Genomic DNA, 16,974 nt, shown 5'->3' on the forward strand with positions numbered 1-16,974 from the left:
TCGCTTGCTCGAAGTGACGTAGTGGCGCCGCGCGTCGAATGCAAGCTTGTTGCACCCTGCTGCGGCATCAAGTCGGATCTGCTCCTTGCTCAAATCACTGGCAAGTTCGATCAATAACTATTATTATCCAGGACGGTTTTGTAGGAACATCATCATGGCCATTAGCGCCGACTTGGGCACCCGTCTCGAAGATATCGTAAACCAGCTCGTCAGCACCGGCCGCTACAATTCGAAGAGCGAAGTGCTGCGTGAGGGCGTTCGCCTCGTCGAAGAGCGGGAAAAGCGCCTGGCCGCCCTCGACGCAGCACTCGCAGAAGGCATTGCAGATGCCGACGCCGGCCGGGTGAAGCCCGGCGACGAGGTGCTGGACAGACTCGAAGCCAAATACAAGGCGATGGCAGAGAAGAACAAGTGAGGCGTCTGGTCTTCACCCGTCGGGCTGAAGCGGACCTTGCAGCCATTGGTGACTACATCGCGCTGCACAACCCATTTCGTGCGGTGACGTTCATTCAGGAATTGCGCCGCGATTGCATGGAATTGCGCACCATGCCGGAGCGGTATCCGCTCTTCGAGCGGCATCGATCCTCAGGCATTCGTCGGCGCGTCCATGGCAATTATCTGATTTTCTACCGCGTTAGCGCTGACACCTTGGAGATAATGCACGTTCTGCACGGCGCGATGGATCTTGGAACGATCTTGTTCCCCGACAATTGAGCGCGCCCACCTTGCCTTGACCCTGCCAAAACCCTGCCGCATGGTCCGCGCCCAAACGCGTTTCGCAAACCGAGAGTTCCCCGTTGAACGAATATTTCCTGCTGCCGCTGGCCTCCCTGCCCTTCCCCAACATCAACCCGATCCTCATCCAGATCGGGCCGCTGGCGGTGCACTGGTACGGCGTCGGCTATATCGTCGGCATCCTGTTCGCCTGGTGGTATGCCAAGCGGCTCGCCGCCAATGCCAAGCTTTGGCCCGATGGCGTCCTGCCGATGAAGCCGGAGGATCTCGACGATTTCATCGTCTGGGCGGCCATCGGCGTCGTGCTCGGCGGCCGCACCGGCTATGTGCTGTTCTACGATCTGGCGCGTTACATCGCGCACCCGCTCGATATCTTCGCCGTCTGGCAGGGCGGCATGTCGTTCCATGGCGGCCTGCTCGGCGTCATCCTGGCCATGACCCTGTTTTCCATCAAGCGCGGCATCCGCACCTGGTCGCTGTTTGACGTCGTGGCGGCCGGCGTGCCGGTCGGCCTTGGCCTGGTGCGCGTCGCCAACTTCATCAACTCCGAGCTCTGGGGCCGGCCAACCGACGTGCCCTGGGCGTTTGAATTCCCCAATGGCGGGCCGTTTGCCCGTCATCCGAGCCAACTCTATGAGGCGCTGCTCGAGGGCGTGGTGCTGTTCCTCGTGCTGCGCATCCTCACCCATTCGCGCCTCAAGCTGAAGACGCCGCGCTTCGTCGGCGGCGCCTTCATCTGCGGCTACGGCCTGTCGCGCATCTTCGTCGAGTTCTTCCGCGAACCCGACCAGCAGCTCGGCTACCTCCTCGGCACCAACTGGCTGACCATGGGCATGATCCTGTCGTCGCCGATGGTGCTGGCCGGTATCTGGGCGATGCTGACCGCCAAGCCGGTGACGCAACCGCAGCCGGCATGACACGGCTGAAAACCCGCATCGTCGACCTGATCGAGGCCTTGGGGCCGCTTCCCGTCAACGAATATATGGCGCTGTGCCTGTTCGACCCGGCGGATGGGTACTACACGACGCGCGAGCCCTTTGGAGCTGCCGGTGACTTTATCACCGCACCCGAGATCAGCCAGATGTTCGGCGAACTGGTCGCCGTCTGGCTCTATCAGGCGTGGCTGGCGAGCGGCCGACCGCTGCCGGTCACCATCGCCGAGATCGGCCCCGGCCGCGGCACGCTGATGAAGGACATGCTGCGCACGCTGTCGCGGCTTGACCCCGATCTGGCCAATGGTGCTGCCTTCGCCATGGTCGAGACCAGCCCGCGCCTCACAGAGGTCCAGCAACAGACGCTTGGCGTCACACCCTTCACGGTTCGCTGGCACGAAACCATCGAGACCTTGCCGCAACAACCGCTGTTCATCATCGGCAACGAAGTGTTCGACGCAGTGCCCGTCCGCCAGTTCGTTCGCGCCGGCGCCGGCTGGCGCGAGCGCATGGTCGGCCTCGACGACACCAACGAGCTGCGCTTCTTTGCCGGCGCCGGCTCGGTCGATCCGACGCTGTTGCCCGCCGATGCCACTGACGCGCCGCAGGGTGCGATCGTCGAGGTCGCGCCGGCCCGTACAGCGCTGATGGCGGCCATTGCCGAGCACATATCCAAGCATGGTGGCGCCGGCCTGTTCCTCGACTATGGCCATCTCCAACCGGGGTCGGCGACACGCTGCAGGCTTTGCGCAGCCACAATCACGAAGATGTGCTGGCCAATCCCGGCGAGGCCGACCTCACCACCCATGTCGATTTCGCCGCCCTTGCCGCGACCGTTCGCACGCACGGCCTCGACGCCCATCTGTCGAAGCAGGGCGACTTTCTGCTCGGCATGGGCATTCTCGAACGCGCCGGCCGGCTCGGCGCCGGTGCCGACCAGGCGGCACGAGACAAGATCACTGAGGCCGTCGAACGCCTCGCCGGGCCGCAAGCAATGGGCGATCTTTTCAAGGTGCTTGCCATGCTGCCACGCGGCGTGGCCGTCCGGCCATTTGCCACGGCGGATTGACTTTTCACTGCCGGCCCTCCCAATCTCCCGTCCGGCAAAAGCACGGTGCCACCCGCCGGCTGCATTTTGCACCCGGACTTTTTCTTGACGAAACCGCCCACACGGACAACAACGCCCGCATGTTGAATCAGACCAAACCGGATCCCGTTCGGTCGCCGCTGCTGGACAAGGCGCAGGCACAAGGCATCCGCCACGGCTATTTCACCCGCATCGGCGGTGTCTCCAGCGGCATCTACCAGGGCCTCAACATCGGCACCGGATCGAACGACGACCAGACGCTGGTGGCCGAGAATCGCACCCGCGTCGCCGCCTGGATGGGCGTGCCGGCAAGCCATCTGTTGACCGCCTGGCAGATCCATTCGCCCGACGCCATCATCGTCAGCGAACCCTTTGCCGGCGAACGGCCCAAGGCAGACGCTCTCGTCACCGACCGGCCAGGCATCGCCATCGGCGCCTCGACCGCCGATTGCGGTCCGGTGCTGTTCGCGGATGCGCAGGCGCGCATCATCGGTGCGGCACACGCCGGCTGGAAAGGCGCCTTCACCGGGGTGCTCGAAAACACCGTTCTTGCGATGGAAAGCCTAGGCGCCCGGCGTGAAAACATCGTCGCCGTGCTTGGCCCCTCGATCGGCCCTGATAACTATGAGGTCGGGCCGGAATTCGTCGCCCGCTTCGTCGAGGCCGACGCTGAAAACATCGGCTATTTCGCACCCTCGGCAACCCCCCGCCATGCCATGTTTGACCTCAACCGCTACACGGTCGATCGGCTGGCCAGGGCCGGCGTGACGGCCGAGGGCCTCGGCCGCTGCACCTATGCCGAGGAAGATCTGTTTTACTCCTATCGGCGCACCACGCACCGCAAGGAGCCCGACTACGGCCGGCAGGTTTCGGCAATCGTTTTGGAGAGGGAATAATGGCGCTGCATTTTGAACGATCCGAATTTGACGCGCGGCGCGACCGGCTGATGATCGAGATGGCCGAGAAGAAGCTCGACGCCATCCTGCTGTTCGCACAGGAAAGCATGTACTGGCTGACCGGCTACGACACGTTCGGCTTCTGCTTCTTCCAGTGCCTGGTGGTGAAGGCCGACGGTTCGATGGTGCTTCTGACCCGCTCGGCCGATCTGCGTCAGGCGCGCCAGACCTCGATCATCGACAACATCGTTCTGTGGACCGACCGCAACGGCGCCAATCCGGCGGTCGACCTGCGCAATCTGCTCAACGAGCTCGACCTGCTCGGCGCCCGCATCGGTGTCGAATACGACACCCACGGCCTGACCGCCTACAACGGCCGCCGGCTGGACGAACAGTTGCAGACCTTCGGCCAGATCGCCGATGCGTCCGGCATTGTCGGCCGGCTGCGCCTGTTCAAGAGCCCGGCCGAAATCGCCAAGGCCGAGAAGGCCGCCAATCTCTCCGACGATGCGCTCGACGCGGCCCTGCCGCTGATCAAGCAGGGCGGCGACGAAGCCCTGATCCTGGCCGCCATGCAGGGCGCGATCTTTGCCGGCGGCGGCGACTATCCGGCCAACGAGTTCATCATCGGCTCTGGCGTCGACGCGCTGTTGTGCCGCTACAAATCCGGCCGCCGCAAGCTCACCAAGAACGACCAGCTGACGCTCGAATGGGCCGGCGTCTTCAACCATTACCATGCACCGATGATGCGCACGGTGCTGACCGGCAAGGTCTCGAAGCGCCATCAGGAGCTTTTCGATGCCGCCCGCGCAGCACTTCTGGCCGTCGAGAAGGCAATGACGCCGGGCAACAGCTTCGGCGACGTGTTCGACGCCCACGCCCGCACCATGGAGGCGCACGGCCTGACCAAACACCGGCTGAACGCCTGCGGCTACTCGGTCGGCGCCCGCTTCACACCGTCCTGGATGGACATGCCGATGTTCTATCAAGGCAACCCCGAACCGATCGCGCCCAACATGACGCTGTTCGCCCACATGATCATCATGGATTCCGACACCGAGACGGCAATGACGCTTGGCCGCACCTACCTGACCACCGAATCCCAGCCCAAGCCGCTGTCCCGCCATGATCTCGACTTGATCGTACAGTGAATCCATAATGGGAGGCGTTCTTCGCCAAGGAGTTAGAAGGCAAATGAGACGATCGCATGTGACGACCGTGTCATTGCTTGTGGCATTGGCTCTTGCCGCCTGCACCAACGCAAAGGACGTGCTCGAACCGTCGGCGATCACCCCGCCGGCGACGTCGGCACAGACGCTGCCCGCCACGTCAGGCAACACGGCAGCCACGGTTCCGGCACCCGCCGGCACCACGGCGGGCGCTCCTGCAACCGTCACCACCCCGGTCACATCAGCCCAAAGCGCTGCGATCCTGGCGAAGACCCGGCTGCAGATCGCGCCGATCGTCGGCGCTTCGGTCGAAGCGGCGACACCGCTGACGGCGGAGCTGCAGACACGCGCCAGGCAGCGCGGCATCACGCTCGCCGGCAGCGCCGACCAGACCGCGACCCACGTGCTCAAAGGCTATTTCTCGACGATGTCGGAAGGCACGGACACCACCGTTATCTATGTCTGGGACGTCTATGACCCGGCCGGCAACCGCCTGCACCGTATCAACGGCCAGCAGAAGGCGCCATCGGTCAAATCCGGCGACAGCGGGGGCGGCGACAGCTGGAAGGGGGTCTCGCCGGCCACCATGCAGGCGATCGCCGACCAGACCATCGACCAGTTCGCGGCCTGGCTCGGCGGCAAGGCGGGCTGAAATGTTGCAGCCTGGCGATGGCGCGGAGCTTTCTTGAGTTTAGCCGGCGGATTCCCGATCTCGGCGCTTGCAATACCGGCGCGGGCCGCTAAAAGCCCGGTTAAAGGGCGCAGGCGAGTCCGTCAGGTCTTTCCATCCTCCACCAGGAACCGTGCATGAAACTCTTCGCGGGCAATTCCAACAGGGTGCTGGCCGAAGCGGTCGCCCGGTACCTCAACGTCCCGCTGGGCAAAGCCACGGTCAGGCGCTTCGCCGACCAGGAAATCTTCGTCGAAATCCAGGAAAACGTGCGCGGTGAGGATGTCTTCATCCTGCAGTCGACCTCGTTCCCGACCAACGATCACCTGATGGAACTGCTCATCATGATCGACGCCTTCATGCGCTCGTCGGCCAAGCGCATCACGGCGGTCATCCCCTATTTCGGCTACGCCAGGCAGGACCGCCGCGCCTCCGGCCGCACACCGATCTCGGCCAAGCTGGTCGCCAACATGATCACCCGCGCCGGCGTCGACCGCGTTTTGACGCTCGACCTGCATGCCGGCCAGATCCAGGGCTTCTTCGACATCCCGACCGACAATCTGTTCTCCGTGCCGGTCATGGCCCGCGACGTGAAGGCCAAATACAAGCAGCTCGGCAACGTCGTGGTGGTCTCGCCCGACATCGGCGGCGTGGTGCGGGCGCGTGCGCTGGCCAAGCGCTTCGACGCGCAACTGGCCATCGTCGACAAGCGCCGTGAGCGTCCCGGCGAATCGGAAGTCATGAACATCATCGGCGCGGTCGCCGGCAAGGATTGCCTGCTGATCGACGACATCGTCGATTCCGGCGGCACGCTGTGCAACGCCGCCGATGCGCTGCTGGCCAACGGCGCCACCAGCGTCACCGCCTACATCACCCACGGCGTGCTATCGGGCGGTGCGGTTGCCCGCATCAGCAGCTCGAAGCTGCAGGAACTGGTGATCACCGATTCCATCCAGCCGACCCAGGGCGTGCTCGACGCACACAACATCCGAGTCATTTCGATCGCCGACCTGATGGGCGAAGCCATCTCGCGCACGGCGACCGAGGAATCCGTGTCGAGCCTGTTCGACTAGGATCGGCACCTACCCTAAGGCGCTGGGCTTTCCAGCCGAACCGGGCCGATCAGGCGACGAGCGACTTCGACGCTTTCGCGCGCGCCGCGCATATAGCCGCGCGGCGACGCGCCCAGCATGCGTTTGAACATGGTGATGAAGGCCGGCACGCTGTCATAGCCGAGATCGAGCGCCACCCTCGTGATCGGCTCGCCATCGGCGAGCCTGGGCAGCGCCGCGAACAGGCAGGCCTGCTGGCGCCATGTCGACAGCGACAGGCCGGTCTGGCGCTGGAAGGCGCGCGTAAATGAACGCCGGCTCATGCCGGCGGCATCAGCCCACTCGTCGATCGTCGCATGCGGTGAAGGCGCTGAGACGAACCGCCGGCACAGCGCCGCGAGCCTCGGATCGGACGGGAAAGGCAGGCCGAGCGGCCGTTCCGGCAGGGTCGGGATTTCGTGCAGCAGCAGGTTCATGATCAGCCCGCCGCGCCCTTCCAAAACGCCGCCTTGCGGCAGCTTTTCCGATTCCACGATCAGGCTGTGCATCAGGTCGGTGACGCCGACGACGCGCAAGCCTTCGGGCAGCCCGGGGATCGCCCGTGGCATGACGTAGACCGAGCGCATCGAGACATCGCCCAGCATTTCGACGGAATGCTCGGTGCCGGCTGGAATCCACATCGCGTGGTCGGGCGGCACCATCCAGCGCCCGTAGCGCGTCGTCACCAGCACCACACCGACAAGCGCATGCAGCAGCTGGCTGCGGCTGTGGCGGTGCTGCGGCACACGGTAGCCGTCCGGATATTCGGTCGGCAGCGCCACCGCCGGCCCGGCCACTTGCTCCAGCCACTGCCAGCGGCTCTCGTGCAACTGGCCGAGATTGGCATTGCCGGCGTGAAAGACTTCTCTACCGTGCGGCATCCTATATGGCCCACTTGCGAAACTATTGGACCAAACCACGAAAGAAGTCGTGCCGCAAGCGGCTTATAAGGCAGCGTCCTCAAGGCGCTCCACGGGAGCGTCCGACAAGGCGGCCGCAGGAGCGTCCGTCAACTGCCTGCGGGCGTGCCCGCCAAAAAGACCACGGAGCCTTACCTTGACCGATACGACAGCCGCCAGCGTCGCCCCGCCAGCGAGCGCCAGTCACGCTTCAGCCCAGGCGACGGCCTTCACCGTCATCCTGGCGGTGAGCTTCTGCCACTGCATCAACGACATCATGCAGTCGCTGCTATCGGCCATTTATCCGCTCCTGAAAGAGAATTACGGCCTCGATTTCTGGCAGATCGGCCTCCTGACCTTCACCTTCCAGGTGACCGCATCGCTGCTGCAGCCGGTGATCGGCATGATCACCGACAAGCGGCCGATGCCCTATTCGCTGCCCTACGGCATGGCGTCGTCGCTGATCGGCCTCGCCGTGCTCGCCTATGCCGGGCACTACTACCTGCTTCTGATCGGCGCCTCGCTGATCGGCATCGGCTCGGCGATCTTCCATCCGGAATCCTCGCGCATCGCCCGCTTTGCCTCCGGCGGCCGCTTCGGCCTGGCGCAGTCGCTGTTCCAGGTCGGCGGCAATTTCGGCCAGTCCATGGGGCCGCTGCTGGCTGCCTTCATCGTCGTGCCGTTCGGCCAGACCAGCATCTCCTGGTTCGCCGTCGGTTCGCTGATCGGCATCATCGTTTTGTGGCAGGTCGGCGGCTGGTACAGCCGGCTGCGCGCCGCACAGGGCAACCGCAAGACGGCAAGCTTCGTCTCGCCCTTCCCGCGCCGCAAGGTTATGTGGGCATTGGCGGTGCTGACGTTGCTGGTTCTGACCAAGAACGCCTACATCGCCAGCCTCGCCAGCTACTACACCTTCTATTCCATGCATAAGTTCGGGGTTTCGGTGCAGATGTCCCAGGTCATGCTGTTCCTGTTCCTCGGCGCCTCGGCGCTCGGCATCCTGCTCGGCGGCCCGTTCGGCGACCGCTATGGACAGAAGGCGATGATCTGGTTCTCCATCGTCGGCGTGCTGCCCTTCACGCTGGCCCTGCCCTACGCCAATCTGGAATGGACGATGGTGCTGACGGTGCTGATCGGCCTGATCCTGTCCTCGGCCTTCTCCAACATCGTCGTCTTTGCGCAGGAGCTGGTGCCAGGCCGCGTCGGCATGATCGCCGGCATCTTCTTCGGCTTCGCCTTCGGCATGGGCGGCATCGCCGCTGCCGTGCTCGGCGTCGTCGCCGACATGAAGGGCATCGATTACGTCTTCCAGATCTGCTCGTATCTGCCGCTGCTCGGGCTGCTGACCGTGTTCCTGCCGAACATGAAGGAAGTCAGGAAGGCACAGGCGGTCGCTGCAATCCGCTAGCAGGCTGTTGAAGAAGTGCTAGCGCAGTTGTTGGGAGCGTGATTCACTGATCCTTGATCGATTGGGGATTCGTGGATGCGCGGATTGGACGAGCGGACAGGGTCGCTGTTTTCGTATGTCGATCTTGAGGAGCGCGTTCGGGGTGATCATCCGCTTCGCACGATCCGGGAAATCGTCAACGCGGCGCTAGCGGAGATGGACGGCGATTTCGCGGTGATTTATCCGCCTGGGCTCGGCCGCCCGTCGATAGCGCCGGAGCGATTACTGCGTGCGATGCTGTTACAGGCCTTCTACGGCATCCGCTCTGAGCGCCAGTTGATGGAGCGGATGGAGTTCGATCTTCTGTTCCGCTGGTTTGTAGGTCTTGGCATTGATGATCCGGCCTGGGACCATTCGAGCTTCACCAAGAACAGGGAGCGTCTGCTCGAAGGCGAGATCGCGGCGAAGTTCCTGCGCGCGGTTCTTGCACAGCCGAAGGTGAAGCGGCTTTTGTCCTCGGACCACTTCTCGGTGGATGGGACGCTGATCGACGCCTGGGCTTCGATCAAGAGCTTCCGGCGCAAGGATGGCGGCGACAATGATCCGGACGGTGCTGGCCGCAACGCCGAGCGCGGCTTTCATAAGGAGAAGCGCTCTAACGACACGCACCAGAGCACGAGCGATCCGCAGGCGCGGCTCTACAAGAAGGGCGACGGCCGGCCGGCGAAGCTCTGCTATATGGGACATGCGCTGATGGAGAACCGCCATGGGCTGGCGGTCGACGGCGGCATCACCCAGGCTACGGGCACGGCCGAGCGGGAGGCCACGCTCGCCATGTTGGACCGCAGGCAATCGCGACGGCGCATCACGCTGGGCGCCGACAAAGCCTACGACGTGCGTCAGTTCATCAAGGACCTGCGCGAGCGCAAGGTTACGCCGCATATTGCCGTCGATGGCCATCTCAGCAAGACGGGCAAGCCCCGCGTAACGGCAATCGATGGCCGCACGAAGCGCCATCTGGGCTATGAAGCCAGCCAGCGCTGCCGCAAGCGGATCGAAGAGGTGTTCGGCTGGATCAAGTCATCCGCCGGCATGGCCAAGGTCAAGCTGCGAGGATGCGCCCGTGTGGGCGCGGCTTTCACCTTGGGCCTGGCGGCCTACAACCTGATCCGCCTGCCCAAGCTGCTGGCGGCGCCAGCATGAGCCTCGTGGGACGCTGGCGGATCGTTGAGATGCCCGACTATGTCGAGGACTATCCCGACATGGCCGAGCCCGCTCACATTCTCTTTGAAGCCAACGGTTCCGGCGAATTCGCCTTCGGCTGCGTCACCGGAGAGATATTCGGCGGAGGCGACGGCAACCATGTCGCCTTCTCCTGGCAAGGCAATGACGAAATGGACGAGGCTCAGGGAGACGGTTGGGCTGAAATCCAACCGGACGGCTCCATCGTAGGCCAAATCTGCTTTCACAACGGCGATGAAGCAGACTTCATCGCTCGCAGATGGACTTCTTCAACAGCCTGCTAGACCTGAAATGAACGAGAAAGGCACCCGCCTGATGGCGGGTGCTTTTTTTCTTCGAAAATATCCTAGGCCTTGAAGAAGGCCAGGAGGTCGGCGTTGATGGTGTCGGCATGGGTCGTGGCCATGCCGTGCGGGTAGCCCTTGTAGACCTTGAGTTCGCCCTTCTTGAGCAGCTTGATCGTCAGCAGCGCCGAGTCGACGATGGGAACGATCTGGTCGTCGTCGCCATGCATGACCAGCACCGGCACGTCGATCGCCTTCAAATCCTCGGTGAAGTCGGTTTCCGAGAAGGCCTTGATGCAATCGTAATGCGCCTTGGTGCCGCCCATCATGCCCTGGCGCCACCAATTGTCGATGATCCCTTGCGAGATTTCCGCACCCGGGCGATTGAAGCCGTAGAACGGACCGGCCGGAACGTCGCGGAAGAACTGGGCGCGGTTGGCCGCCTGGGCGGAGCGGAAGCCGTCGAAAACCTCGATCGGCAGGCCGCCGGGATTGGCCGCGGTCTTGAGCATGATTGGCGGCACCGCGCCGATCAGCACCGCCTTAGCAACACGGCCGCCGGCGCCATATTGGGCGACATAGCGCGCCACTTCGCCGCCGCCGGTCGAATGGCCGACATGGATGGCGTTCTTCAGGTCCAGATGGGCGGCGAGTTCCGCGACATCCGCGGCATAGGTGTCCATCTCGTTGCCGATATCCGTCTGGGTCGAGCGGCCATGGCCACGCCGATCGTGGGCAATGACACGGTAGCCTTGTGCCAGGAAGAACAGCATCTGGGCGTCCCAGTCGTCGCTGCTCAATGGCCAGCCGTGATGGAAGACGACAGGCTGCCCGGTTCCCCAGTCCTTGTAGTAGATCTGCGTTCCGTCCTTGGTGGTGATCGTGCCGCTGCCGGAGTTGGGCTTGGTTCGCGAGGTCATCTCAATCTCCTTTCAGTTGTTATCACGATAAACAATATCGCGATATCAATATGCCTAACGCAGCTCGACACCCTTGTCCACGAAAATATATATCGCGATATCATTTTTCGTGGTATCAAATTGACGCTTGTATCGGCAAGAAGGAATGCGCCGTGCCTCTCCCGTTGGACAACCAGCTCTGTTTCACGCTCTATGCCACCAGCATGGCGATCAACCGCACCTACAAGCCGATGCTGGACGAGATGGGGATCACCTATCCGCAGTACCTGGTGCTGAACGCACTTGGAGAGGCTGACGGCATGTCGGTCGGCACCATCGCCCACAGGCTCGCTCTGGAATCGAGCACCGTCACGCCGTTGGTGAAGCGAATGGAGCAGGCCAGGCTGGTGACCCGCCAGCGCAGCCAGACCGACGAACGCCAGGTGCAGGTCGACCTGACCCCCGCCGGGCGCGCACTGCTGGTGCAATGCAACTGTCTGAACGAGACCTTGATCGTGCGCTCGGGCATGACGCTGGCCGAGCTCAATGCTTTGAACCGGCAGATCCAGGCGCTACGCGACGCGTTGACCGGCGACCGGTAGCCCACACAGCCCTTGCGTAGCCGCTCGGCCCTGTCATGGGTCGATGGCAGTCAGCACGGCTTTTGACGGCGGCTAAGCCAAACGTCCGAAAGTCATCATGCGGACTTAAGCACAGCAAATGACCGTTTGCGCATGGCTCGCTTTGCCTGGAAACTAGCGGCGGGAGCGGGACGGCCGACATGAAAGCCCTGGATCTTGTCTATGCCGAATTCGCGCATGAGGGCCATCTGCTCGTCGGTTTCCACCCCTTCGACCAGGATTTTGTGGCCGCGATTTCGAACCAGCGTAATAATGTCCTGGAGCATTGCCTTGCCGTTCGGGGCGCTGCAGTCGTGCAGAAACGAGCGGTCGATCTTCACCGTATCGAAATCGATCAGACGAAGCCACGAAAGGCCAGCGAAGCCCGTCCCGAAATCATCCAGCCATATCTTGATCCCGAGCAGCTTCAGGTCGCTGATGCAGCGGAGGATGTCCGAATGCATCTCCATCTCCAGCCCTTCGGTGATTTCGAAGGCCAGCCTGCTGCCGGCGACGCCGGTCTCGCCCAGAATGGTCGCGACGGACGTTGCAAAGCCAGGCGTCTTGAGCTGGATCGGAGAGACGTTGACACTGACGACACGGACGTGATCGTCCGCCAGGAGCTCTGCGCACACTGTCCTTATGGCCCAGCGCCCGAGTTCCAGGATCGCGCCGGTCCGTTCCGCGACGGGGATGAACAGGCTTGGCGGAACCGATGTACCGTCCAGCATTTTGAGGCGCATCAGAGCCTCTACCGCTTCAACCCGGTCCGATTTGACATCCTGGATAGGCTGATAGACGAGTGAAACGAGATTCTGGCCGATCGCGATCTTCAGCAAAGCCGCAATGTTCTCACTCTCGTCGCTGCTTTGGGGATCGGTTGGATCGAACAGCCGGGCACAGTTTCGACCACCGGCTTTTGCCAGATAGAGCGCGCGATCGGCCTCGTGGATGATCTTCTCCAGCTTGGCACCGGTCTGCGTCCTGGTGAAGGCAGCGCCAACGCTCACTGTCACGATCGAGACACCGTCGCGCCGCAGCTCGTGGGTAAGCGCCAGGTTTTCCACCGTGCTGCAAATGGCTTCCGCGATATCCAGTATCTGCTCTTTTTTCTCCATGCGGGCCAGGACGATGAACTCTTCACCGCCATAGCGGCCGATGGAGCCATTGTACTGCTTGATCATATCGCTAAGGGCATTGGCGACATGGATCAGGCAACGGTCGCCTTCCTGATGGCCGTAGCAGTCATTGAACTTCTTGAAAAAGTCCACGTCGATGAGGATCGCCCCGAAACTGGTGCCAACCTTTTGCCAGTCACTCCAGTAATCCCGCAGCTTCTCGTCGATCGCCCGCCGGTTCTCCAGACCCGTAAGCGGATCGGTCCGCGACAGTCTCAGCAAAGCCTTACCGCGTTCGGTCGCCTCATTGTGTTGAATCTTGGCTTCCAGGGCGTTCAAGAAGACGTTGTAGCGCTCCTCATTCAGTTTCCAGTTCACATATGACGTGAATGTAAAGCAGGAAATGTAGAAAGTACCAAATACCATTTTGTATGTTAATGTAGAAGGCACAAAGTAATTCACAATATACAATACACATAAGATTATGGCAGAGGTTATAATGGAAACCTTGAACCTGAACGTGAAAAAAAGATTGGCACTCATCATGAATATGGTCCCGAAGACCATATAATAAGAGACACTTTCCTTGTCGGCGCCCATAACCGCTGGGGACAACCAGCCGACATAACCAAAGATGATGGCTCCCGCGCAGGTCATGTCGAGCCATTCCGTTCCGACGCCGCGGCGAAGCTGCTCTTCCAGTATCAAAAGCGCGCTCAATCCGACCGCGAAGCGCGCCGTGATCGTATAGACGGCCACATCTGGAATCAGCAGCAGATCCGTTGCCGAAAACAAGAGATAGATGGCAACGGCGATCCAAAGCCCTGGCCTGGCTTCCCCTCTTCGCGTCGCCTGGGCTTCCGTGCGGTAAAGGGTGCGGAGTTCGTCGGCCCCCAGTTCGTAGCGTGGCTCGTACGGTTCCGCATCAACCGTATCGACCAATACGGATGACAGGTGTTCGTTCATCACAATAGACCCCGTTTGAAAGGGATTTTGTTTTCCGAACTCATTTCCAGCTTCTGCCCCCACGCGGGCCGGCTCCTTGGGACGCGACAGCGATTGCGACGCCGGGCAAACAAATGCAATCGCGCAAGACAAGTTTCCGTTAACTCGAACCCGGAATCCGGCTCGGAAGCCGTCTAAAGAACGAACATGGTTGGCGGGAAATTAATCATACCGCTAAAATGCCCCCGGACTGACATTGGCAAATGGAGCATTCTACGCAATAAGTTAACTGACTGTTAACTATGGAGTGATGGCGTGCAAACCGTTCTTGATGGCAAAAGCTTGATTACTGCCGAGATGCTGGCCGGCAGCCTCCCTCGAGGAAAGCTCGAGCATCATAGCGAAGCGTTCGAAACCGCTCGCGCAGAGCTGGCGCTCATTCTCCACGCGACACACCAGCAGGTCGAACAGAGCAAGGATCCCGCCGAGATCGTTCGTCGCTTGCTGTCCTACCTCAACGCGCTGCGTTCCAAGGTTCATCCCGACGTTTGGCAAGCATTGATACCGGTGGCGCAGAACCACCCGATCCTGGGATATTTTCTAGAGGATCCGCTTACGCGGTGGTCGTTCAGCAAGCCCAGGGGTTATTCCGGCGACGCGGAGCTGCTGGATTATATCTATTGCGATCCGCACGTGGCCGAGAGCGTGGCAAACGCCTCGGAGGTCGGCAAGGCGCTCTATAGCCATACCCAGAACGTACCGTCGTGTGTCGCTGCAAGGGAACGACGCGATCTTCTGACCCGATATGTCGATGAGATTGCGGCCAAGAACGGACCGCAAACTGAGGTCCTGGCGATCGCGGCCGGCCATTTGCGGGAAGCCAACCGTTCAGTCGCCTTGGCGGAGGGCCGCCTCAAGCGCTGGGTTGCGCTCGATCAGGATCCCCAGAGCGTTGGATTGATCGCGCGCGACTTCCAGGGCACGGTGATCGAGGCCATCGACGGCTCGGTGCGAACCGTGCTCACGAGAGGCCACAAACTGGGCAAGTTCGACTTCATCTACGCCTCCGGCCTTTACGACTACCTCCAGCACAACGTCGCCGTGAAACTCACGAAAACGTGCCTGCAGATGTTGAAGCCGAATGGAACATTCCTGTTCGCGAACTACGCCGAGGGCAATCCCGACGCCGGGTACCGGGAGACGTTCATGGACTGGGTGTTGCTGCTGCGGTCGGAGGTCGACATGTGGAACATCGTCAATGCCAGCGTCGACCGCAACGCCGTCGAGGCGCAGGTGTTCTTTGGCGAGAACCACAACGTCCTGTATGCCGTCATCGAAAAGCGCGGATAGCGCCCGACTTGGACTGTGCGCCGGCGGAGGTGCCTTTGGCTTGCACCTCCGGCCGCCTTCCGCTATAGAGCCGCCACCCGCGTAGACACCCTTGGAGGCAACGCGGCGGAAGGCCGCCTCACCCGGCGGCTTTCGACGTTTACGGTCCAGCACTTTGCCAACCGTGAGCGCTCCAGAACAAACCGAAAGGAAATGCCATGAGCCACGACACTTACGAGCTCAAGGCCGAAGCACGCGAACAGGTCGGTAAGGGGTCCGCCCGTGCAGTTCGCCGCAACGGTAAAGTGCCTGCAGTAATCTATGGTGACAAGCAGCCTCCCCTGGCTATCGCGCTCACCTACAAGGACATCTACTACAAGATCCATGGCGGCGGGTTTCTGACCACGATCGCCACGATCGATGTCGACGGTAAGAAGATCCAGGTCCTGCCGAAGGACTTCCAGCTCGACCCGGTCAAGGATTTCCCTGTCCATGTCGACTTCCTGCGCATCGGCAAGGACACCCAGGTCAATGTCGACGTGCCTGTCCACTTCATCAACGAGGACAAGTCGCCCGGCATCAAGCGCGGCGGCGTGCTCAACATCGTGCGCCACGAAGTCGAGTTCCACTGCCCGGCCAATGCGATCCCGGAATTCATCACCGTTGATCTCACCGGCGCCAACATTGGCGACTCGATCCACATCTCGGCGGTTACGCTGCCGGCTGGTGTGAAGCCTGTGATCTCCGACCGCGACTTCACCATCGCGACCATTGCCGGTTCGTCGGCGATGAAGCCGGAGACGGAAGAGACGGCTGAAGCGGCTGCACCTGAAGCGGCTCCTGCCGCCGAAGAGAAGTAACTCTTTCCCGCCCGGAGCAGACGATGCCAGAGAAGACAGCGCTTGTCTTTGCAGGCCTCGGCAATCCGGGCGCGAAATATGCTGACAATCGACACAATGTCGGTTTCATGGCGGCGGACGCAATCGCCCGCCGCCATTCCTTTTCGCCCTGGTCGAAGAAATTCCAGGGCCTGATTTCTGAAGGCACGCTCGACGGCGAAAAGATCGTCCTGATCAAACCGCAGACCTTCATGAACCTGTCCGGCCAAGCGGTCGGCGAAGCACTGCGCTTCTACAAGCTCGGCCCCGAGGCGCTCACCGTCTTCTATGACGAGATCGACCTTGCCGCCGGCAAGCTGCGGGTGAAGGTCGGTGGCGGCTCCGGCGGCCACAATGGCATTCGCTCGCTCGACCAGCATGTCGGCAACGCCTATCGCCGCGTGCGCATCGGTGTTGGCCATCCCGGCGTCAAGGAAATGGTGCATGGCCATGTGCTTGGCGACTTTGCCAAGGCTGACCGCGAATGGCTGGATGTCCTGCTCGACGCCATCGCCGGCGACGCCGGATTGCTGGCCAAGGGCGACGACAATTCCTTCATGAACCGCGTGACGCTGGCCTTGCGCGACAAGCTGGTGCCGACAGGCGATGACAACCGACCGCCTCCCAAGGCGCCAAAAGTGCAGAGCCCGAAAGCCCAAAGTCACATCCGCCAGGCCCGCCCGCAACAGGCGCCCGCCAAGCTCCCCGAGACCGGGCCGATGGCCGCCATGCTGAAGAAGCTTTTCGGCGGCAAGGACTGAGCCGGATCGGCGCCACAGGGCTTGACGTTGAT

The 16,974-nt window shown here is 62.0% G+C and carries 17 protein-coding genes and 1 pseudogene; 15 read left to right on the forward strand and 3 right to left on the reverse strand.

Going from position 1 to position 16,974, the window contains the following annotated elements:
• Window positions 1-154 precede the first annotated feature (154 nt).
• From ACFOJ9_RS24500 to ACFOJ9_RS24535, 8 genes and pseudogenes are all read left to right on the forward strand, one after another.
• Window positions 155-415 (forward strand): type II toxin-antitoxin system ParD family antitoxin, encoded by a 261-nt coding sequence (locus ACFOJ9_RS24500; protein ID WP_056595628.1) that lies wholly within the window; start codon window positions 155-157, stop codon window positions 413-415.
• The gene (locus tag ACFOJ9_RS24505) at window positions 412-714 is read left to right on the forward strand and encodes a type II toxin-antitoxin system RelE/ParE family toxin (RefSeq protein ID WP_378982124.1); all 303 of its coding nucleotides are present in this window, start codon (window positions 412-414) and stop codon (window positions 712-714) included. The genes ACFOJ9_RS24500 and ACFOJ9_RS24505 overlap by 4 nt, the downstream gene beginning before the upstream one ends.
• Before the next feature lie 83 nt (window positions 715-797).
• Window positions 798-1,652 (forward strand): prolipoprotein diacylglyceryl transferase, encoded by an 855-nt coding sequence (gene lgt / locus ACFOJ9_RS24510; RefSeq protein WP_378982126.1) that lies wholly within the window; start codon window positions 798-800, stop codon window positions 1,650-1,652.
• Window positions 1,649-2,736 (forward strand): annotated as a pseudogene (locus tag ACFOJ9_RS24515) (class I SAM-dependent methyltransferase). Before lgt ends, ACFOJ9_RS24515 begins: the two are co-directional and overlap by 4 nt.
• Window positions 2,737-2,855: 119 nt before the next feature.
• Window positions 2,856-3,650, forward strand: coding sequence for a peptidoglycan editing factor PgeF (gene pgeF / locus ACFOJ9_RS24520; protein WP_378982128.1), 795 nt, complete (start codon window positions 2,856-2,858; stop codon window positions 3,648-3,650).
• Window positions 3,650-4,801, forward strand: a complete 1,152-nt coding sequence (locus ACFOJ9_RS24525; protein ID WP_378982130.1) for a M24 family metallopeptidase — start codon at window positions 3,650-3,652, stop codon at window positions 4,799-4,801. Before pgeF ends, ACFOJ9_RS24525 begins: the two co-directional genes overlap by 1 nt.
• A gap of 43 nt (window positions 4,802-4,844) precedes the next feature.
• Entirely contained in the window at window positions 4,845-5,471 is a 627-nt protein-coding gene (locus tag ACFOJ9_RS24530; protein WP_378982132.1) for a hypothetical protein, read from the forward strand.
• A gap of 155 nt (window positions 5,472-5,626) precedes the next feature.
• The gene (locus ACFOJ9_RS24535) at window positions 5,627-6,562 is read left to right on the forward strand and encodes a ribose-phosphate pyrophosphokinase (RefSeq protein ID WP_378982134.1); all 936 of its coding nucleotides are present in this window, start codon (window positions 5,627-5,629) and stop codon (window positions 6,560-6,562) included.
• A 14-nt stretch (window positions 6,563-6,576) separates the two neighbouring features.
• Here the strand turns inward: ACFOJ9_RS24535 and ACFOJ9_RS24540 are convergent, their stop codons facing one another.
• The gene (locus ACFOJ9_RS24540) at window positions 6,577-7,461 is read right to left on the reverse strand and encodes an AraC family transcriptional regulator (protein WP_378982136.1); all 885 of its coding nucleotides are present in this window, start codon (window positions 7,459-7,461) and stop codon (window positions 6,577-6,579) included.
• A 175-nt stretch (window positions 7,462-7,636) separates the two neighbouring features.
• Here ACFOJ9_RS24540 and ACFOJ9_RS24545 point away from each other — a divergent pair, with 175 nt between their 5' ends.
• The 3 genes from ACFOJ9_RS24545 to ACFOJ9_RS24555 all read left to right on the forward strand — a co-directional run bounded on the left by ACFOJ9_RS24545 (window position 7,637) and on the right by ACFOJ9_RS24555 (window position 10,392).
• Window positions 7,637-8,887, forward strand: coding sequence for an MFS transporter (locus tag ACFOJ9_RS24545; RefSeq protein WP_378982138.1), 1,251 nt, complete (start codon window positions 7,637-7,639; stop codon window positions 8,885-8,887).
• A gap of 75 nt (window positions 8,888-8,962) precedes the next feature.
• Window positions 8,963-10,069 carry an IS5 family transposase gene (locus tag ACFOJ9_RS24550; protein ID WP_378979100.1) on the forward strand — a complete coding sequence of 369 codons (1,107 nt, stop codon included), beginning with the start codon at window positions 8,963-8,965 and terminating at the stop codon, window positions 10,067-10,069.
• Window positions 10,066-10,392, forward strand: coding sequence for a hypothetical protein (locus tag ACFOJ9_RS24555; RefSeq protein WP_378979101.1), 327 nt, complete (start codon window positions 10,066-10,068; stop codon window positions 10,390-10,392). The genes ACFOJ9_RS24550 and ACFOJ9_RS24555 overlap by 4 nt, the downstream gene beginning before the upstream one ends.
• Window positions 10,393-10,454: 62 nt before the next feature.
• On the opposite strand, the gene ACFOJ9_RS24560 is transcribed toward ACFOJ9_RS24555, so the two are convergent.
• On the reverse strand, window positions 10,455-11,312 hold the full coding sequence (locus tag ACFOJ9_RS24560) for an alpha/beta fold hydrolase (RefSeq protein WP_378982140.1): 858 nt from the start codon (window positions 11,310-11,312) through the stop codon (window positions 10,455-10,457).
• Window positions 11,313-11,464: 152 nt separating this feature from the next.
• Between ACFOJ9_RS24560 and ACFOJ9_RS24565 the strand changes: the two genes are divergently transcribed.
• Window positions 11,465-11,893, forward strand: coding sequence for a MarR family winged helix-turn-helix transcriptional regulator (locus ACFOJ9_RS24565; RefSeq protein WP_378982142.1), 429 nt, complete (start codon window positions 11,465-11,467; stop codon window positions 11,891-11,893).
• Window positions 11,894-11,988: 95 nt separating this feature from the next.
• Here the strand turns inward: ACFOJ9_RS24565 and ACFOJ9_RS24570 are convergent, their stop codons facing one another.
• Complete coding sequence (locus ACFOJ9_RS24570) at window positions 11,989-13,995, reverse strand: putative bifunctional diguanylate cyclase/phosphodiesterase (RefSeq protein ID WP_378982144.1); 2,007 nt, start codon at window positions 13,993-13,995, stop codon at window positions 11,989-11,991.
• A gap of 294 nt (window positions 13,996-14,289) precedes the next feature.
• Here ACFOJ9_RS24570 and ACFOJ9_RS24575 point away from each other — a divergent pair, with 294 nt between their 5' ends.
• The 3 genes from ACFOJ9_RS24575 to pth all read left to right on the forward strand — a co-directional run bounded on the left by ACFOJ9_RS24575 (window position 14,290) and on the right by pth (window position 16,942).
• A complete protein-coding gene (locus ACFOJ9_RS24575; RefSeq protein WP_378982146.1) occupies window positions 14,290-15,324 on the forward strand; it encodes a class I SAM-dependent methyltransferase in 1,035 nt (344 codons plus the stop codon).
• Between the two features lie 197 nt (window positions 15,325-15,521).
• Entirely contained in the window at window positions 15,522-16,163 is a 642-nt protein-coding gene (locus ACFOJ9_RS24580) for a 50S ribosomal protein L25/general stress protein Ctc (RefSeq protein WP_378982148.1), read from the forward strand.
• 23 nt (window positions 16,164-16,186) lie between these two features.
• Complete coding sequence (gene pth, locus ACFOJ9_RS24585) at window positions 16,187-16,942, forward strand: aminoacyl-tRNA hydrolase (RefSeq protein ID WP_378982150.1); 756 nt, start codon at window positions 16,187-16,189, stop codon at window positions 16,940-16,942.
• Window positions 16,943-16,974 lie beyond the last annotated feature (32 nt).

Origin of the sequence: Mesorhizobium cantuariense, from assembly GCF_042647205.1 — a bacterium.
Taxonomy (GTDB): domain Bacteria; phylum Pseudomonadota; class Alphaproteobacteria; order Rhizobiales; family Rhizobiaceae; genus Mesorhizobium; species Mesorhizobium cantuariense.

What these genes read in the sequence shown, in the direction of transcription:
- ACFOJ9_RS24580 (WP_378982148.1), top strand. Translation starts at nt 15,522, where the DNA reads ATGAGCCACGACACTTACGAGCTCAAGGCCGAAGCACGCGAACAGGTC.
- ACFOJ9_RS24500 (WP_056595628.1), top strand. Translation starts at nt 155, where the DNA reads ATGGCCATTAGCGCCGACTTGGGCACCCGTCTCGAAGATATCGTAAAC.
- ACFOJ9_RS24555 (WP_378979101.1), top strand. Translation starts at nt 10,066, where the DNA reads ATGAGCCTCGTGGGACGCTGGCGGATCGTTGAGATGCCCGACTATGTC.
- ACFOJ9_RS24540 (WP_378982136.1), bottom strand. Translation starts at nt 7,461, where the DNA reads ATGCCGCACGGTAGAGAAGTCTTTCACGCCGGCAATGCCAATCTCGGC.
- ACFOJ9_RS24560 (WP_378982140.1), bottom strand. Translation starts at nt 11,312, where the DNA reads ATGACCTCGCGAACCAAGCCCAACTCCGGCAGCGGCACGATCACCACC.
- pth (WP_378982150.1), top strand. Translation starts at nt 16,187, where the DNA reads ATGCCAGAGAAGACAGCGCTTGTCTTTGCAGGCCTCGGCAATCCGGGC.
- ACFOJ9_RS24525 (WP_378982130.1), top strand. Translation starts at nt 3,650, where the DNA reads ATGGCGCTGCATTTTGAACGATCCGAATTTGACGCGCGGCGCGACCGG.
- pgeF (WP_378982128.1), top strand. Translation starts at nt 2,856, where the DNA reads ATGTTGAATCAGACCAAACCGGATCCCGTTCGGTCGCCGCTGCTGGAC.
- ACFOJ9_RS24530 (WP_378982132.1), top strand. Translation starts at nt 4,845, where the DNA reads ATGAGACGATCGCATGTGACGACCGTGTCATTGCTTGTGGCATTGGCT.
- ACFOJ9_RS24550 (WP_378979100.1), top strand. Translation starts at nt 8,963, where the DNA reads ATGCGCGGATTGGACGAGCGGACAGGGTCGCTGTTTTCGTATGTCGAT.
- ACFOJ9_RS24535 (WP_378982134.1), top strand. Translation starts at nt 5,627, where the DNA reads ATGAAACTCTTCGCGGGCAATTCCAACAGGGTGCTGGCCGAAGCGGTC.
- ACFOJ9_RS24570 (WP_378982144.1), bottom strand. Translation starts at nt 13,995, where the DNA reads ATGAACGAACACCTGTCATCCGTATTGGTCGATACGGTTGATGCGGAA.